The following is a 3083-nucleotide window of genomic DNA, read 5'->3' as shown; positions in this document are numbered from 1 at the left end:
TACCTTGAAAACTATATACTGAAATATCTACAAGTTAAATTCAATCCTTAGAATGAATTTAACACAAGACATCCGAGGTGATTATCCTAAAAGGTAATCATTCCAAGAGGAAGAAAACCTCTTAAAAATAACAAACCTATGACCCTCATACAACGCTATGTATGAGCTGATTGCTCACCGGCAGTCAGAATGGTCAAGCGTGAAAGAGCGCAGGGTGGATGCCTTGGCACTAAGAGCCGATGAAAGACGTGATAAGCTGCGAAAAGCTTCGGGGAGGAGCAAATATCCATTGATCCGGAGATATCTGAATGGGGAAACCCGGCTGAGAAGACCTCAGTCATCCATACGCCAATCCATAACGTATGGAGGGGAACCGCCTGAACTGAAACATCTAAGTAGGGCGAGGAAAAGAAAGAAAACTCGATTTCCAAAGTAGCGGCGAGCGAAATGGAAAGAGGCCAAACCAGAGTGCGTGCACTCTGGGGTTCGGACCGCATAATTGATTCTGTGATTCTAGTAGAATGGTTTTGGGAAAGCCAGCCAGAGAGGGTGAAAGCCCCGTACATGAAAGGAGAGCAGACATGGCGGTATCCAGAGTACCACGAGACACGTGGAACCTTGTGGGAACAAGCGGGGACCACCCCGTAAGCCTAAATACTCCTTAGTGACCGATAGCGCATAGTACTGTGAAGGAAAGGTGAAAAGGACCCCGGGAGGGGAGTGAAAGAGAACCTGAAACCCTGTGTTTACAAGCTGTGGAACCGCTTTATATGCGGAACCGCGTACTTTTTGTAGAACGGTCCGGCGAGTTGCCGGGACTGGCGAGGTTAAGCACTTAAGGTGTGGAGCCGAAGGGAAACCAAGTCTTAATAGGGCGTAAAGTCAGTTCAGGCAGACCCGAAACCGGGTGATCTACCCATGTCCAGGATGAAGTTGCCGTAAAAGGCAATGGAGGTCCGAACGCACATCCGTTGAAAAGGGTGGCGATGAGGTGTGGGTAGGGGAGAAATTCCAATCGAACCCGGAGATAGCTGGTTCTCCTCGAAATAGCTTTAGGGCTAGCCTCGATGGAGTCTAATGGAGGTAGAGCACTGAATTTCCTAGGGGGCGTCAAAGCTTACCGAAGAATATCAAACTCCGAATGCCATATAGATGCTCATCGGGAGTCAGACTACACGAGATAAGTTGGGTAGTCAAAAGGGAAAGAGCCCAGACCTGCAGCTAAGGTCCCAAAGTGCGTGTTAAGTGGAAAAGGATGTGGGATTTCAAAGACAACCAGGATGTTGGCTTAGAAGCAGCCATACATTAAAAGAGTGCGTAATAGCTCACTGGTCGAGAGGTCCTGCGCCGAAAATGTCCGGGGCTAAAACACGACACCGAAGCTCAGGAATGTACCTAGTACATTGGTAGAGGAGCATTTTTAACGAGACGAAGCAGTACCGTAAGGAGCTGTGGATTGTTAAAAAGAGAGAATGCCGGAATGAGTAGCGAGAGGAAGGTGAGAATCCTTCCGGCCGAATATCTAAGGTTTCCAGGGTAAAGCTGATCTGCCCTGGGTAAGTCGGGACCTAAGGCGAGGTCGAAAGACGTAGTCGATGGACAACAGGTTGAGATTCCTGTACTGCTCTGTAACAGAACTGTGGGGACACGTGTGGAGAGTGTGAGCCGGAAATGGAAAGTCCGGTGCAAGCGAGGTAGGAGTGAAATTGGCAAATCCGTTTCACAATCCGAAGACGTGACGCGTACCGAAATCAAGTAGGGAAGCACATGAGCCATGCGTCGAGAAAAGCCGCTATTGTTTGCAGAGTACCCGTACCGTAAACCGACACAGGTGGATGAGGAGAGAATCCTAAGGCCGACGGAAGAAGCATTGTTAAGGAACTCGGCAAAATGACCCCGTAACTTCGGGAGAAGGGGTGCCTGCGAGAGCAGGCCGCAGAGAATAGGCTCAAGCAACTGTTTAGCAAAAACACAGGTCTATGCGAAACCGAAAGGTGAGGTATATGGGCTGACGCCTGCCCGGTGCTGGAAGGTTAAGGGGAGATGTTAGCGCAAGCGAAGCATTGAACTTAAGCCCCAGTAAACGGCGGCCGTAACTATAACGGTCCTAAGGTAGCGAAATTCCTTGTCGGGTAAGTTCCGACCCGCACGAAAGGCGTAATGATTTGAGCACTGTCTCGACAATGCATCCGGTGAAATTGAAGTACCAGTGAAGATGCTGGTTACCCGCGCCAGGACGGAAAGACCCCATGGAGCTTTACTCCAGCTTGGTACTGGGATTCGGTATTGCATGTACAGGATAGGTGGGAGGCTGTGAAATGGTGACGCCAGTTGCCATGGAGCCAATGTTGGGATACCACCCTTGCAGTATTGGGTTTCTAACTAGTCACCGTGACCCGGTGATAGGACAATGCCAGGCGGGGAGTTTGACTGGGGCGGTCGCCTCCGAAAGGGTATCGGAGGCGCTCAAAGGTTCCCTCAGAATGGTTGGAAACCATTCGAAGAGTGCAAAGGCAGAAGGGAGCTTGACTGTGACACCGACGGGTGGAGCAGGTACGAAAGTAGGACTTAGTGATCCGGTGGTATTAAGTGGGAATGCCATCGCTCAACGGATAAAAGCTACCCTGGGGATAACAGGCTTATCACTCCCAAGAGTTCACATCGACGGAGTGGTTTGGCACCTCGATGTCGGCTCATCGCATCCTGGGGCTGTAGTAGGTCCCAAGGGTTGGGCTGTTCGCCCATTAAAGCGGTACGCGAGCTGGGTTCAGAACGTCGTGAGACAGTTCGGTCCCTATCCGGCGTGGGCGTAGGATATTTGAGAGGAGCTGTCCTTAGTACGAGAGGACCGGGATGGACTGACCTCTGGTGTATCGGTTGAGCCGCCAGGCTCATGGCCGAGTAGCCAAGTCGGGACGGGATAAACGCTGAAGGCATCTAAGCGTGAAGCCCCCCTCAAGATGAGATATCCCATTCGAAAGAAGTAAGACCCCTTGAAGACGACAAGGTAGATAGGGCAGAGGTGGAAGTGTGGTAACACATGGAGCTGACTGTTACTAATAGGTCGAGGGCTTGACCAAGAG

1 rRNA gene is annotated in these 3083 nt (G+C 50.8%); it reads left to right on the top strand.

Annotated elements, in window-relative coordinates:
* Positions 1–191 precede the first annotated feature (191 nt).
* Positions 192–3080 (top strand): 23S ribosomal RNA (locus tag H8S44_RS15970).
* Positions 3081–3083: the final 3 nt, after the last annotated feature.

This window comes from Anaerosacchariphilus hominis (genome assembly GCF_014290175.1).
GTDB classification, from domain to species: Bacteria; Bacillota; Clostridia; order Lachnospirales; family Lachnospiraceae; genus Laedolimicola; species Laedolimicola hominis.
The sequence above is the reverse complement of the archived record's forward strand: the minus strand, read 5'-3'. Positions and strand labels throughout refer to the sequence as shown.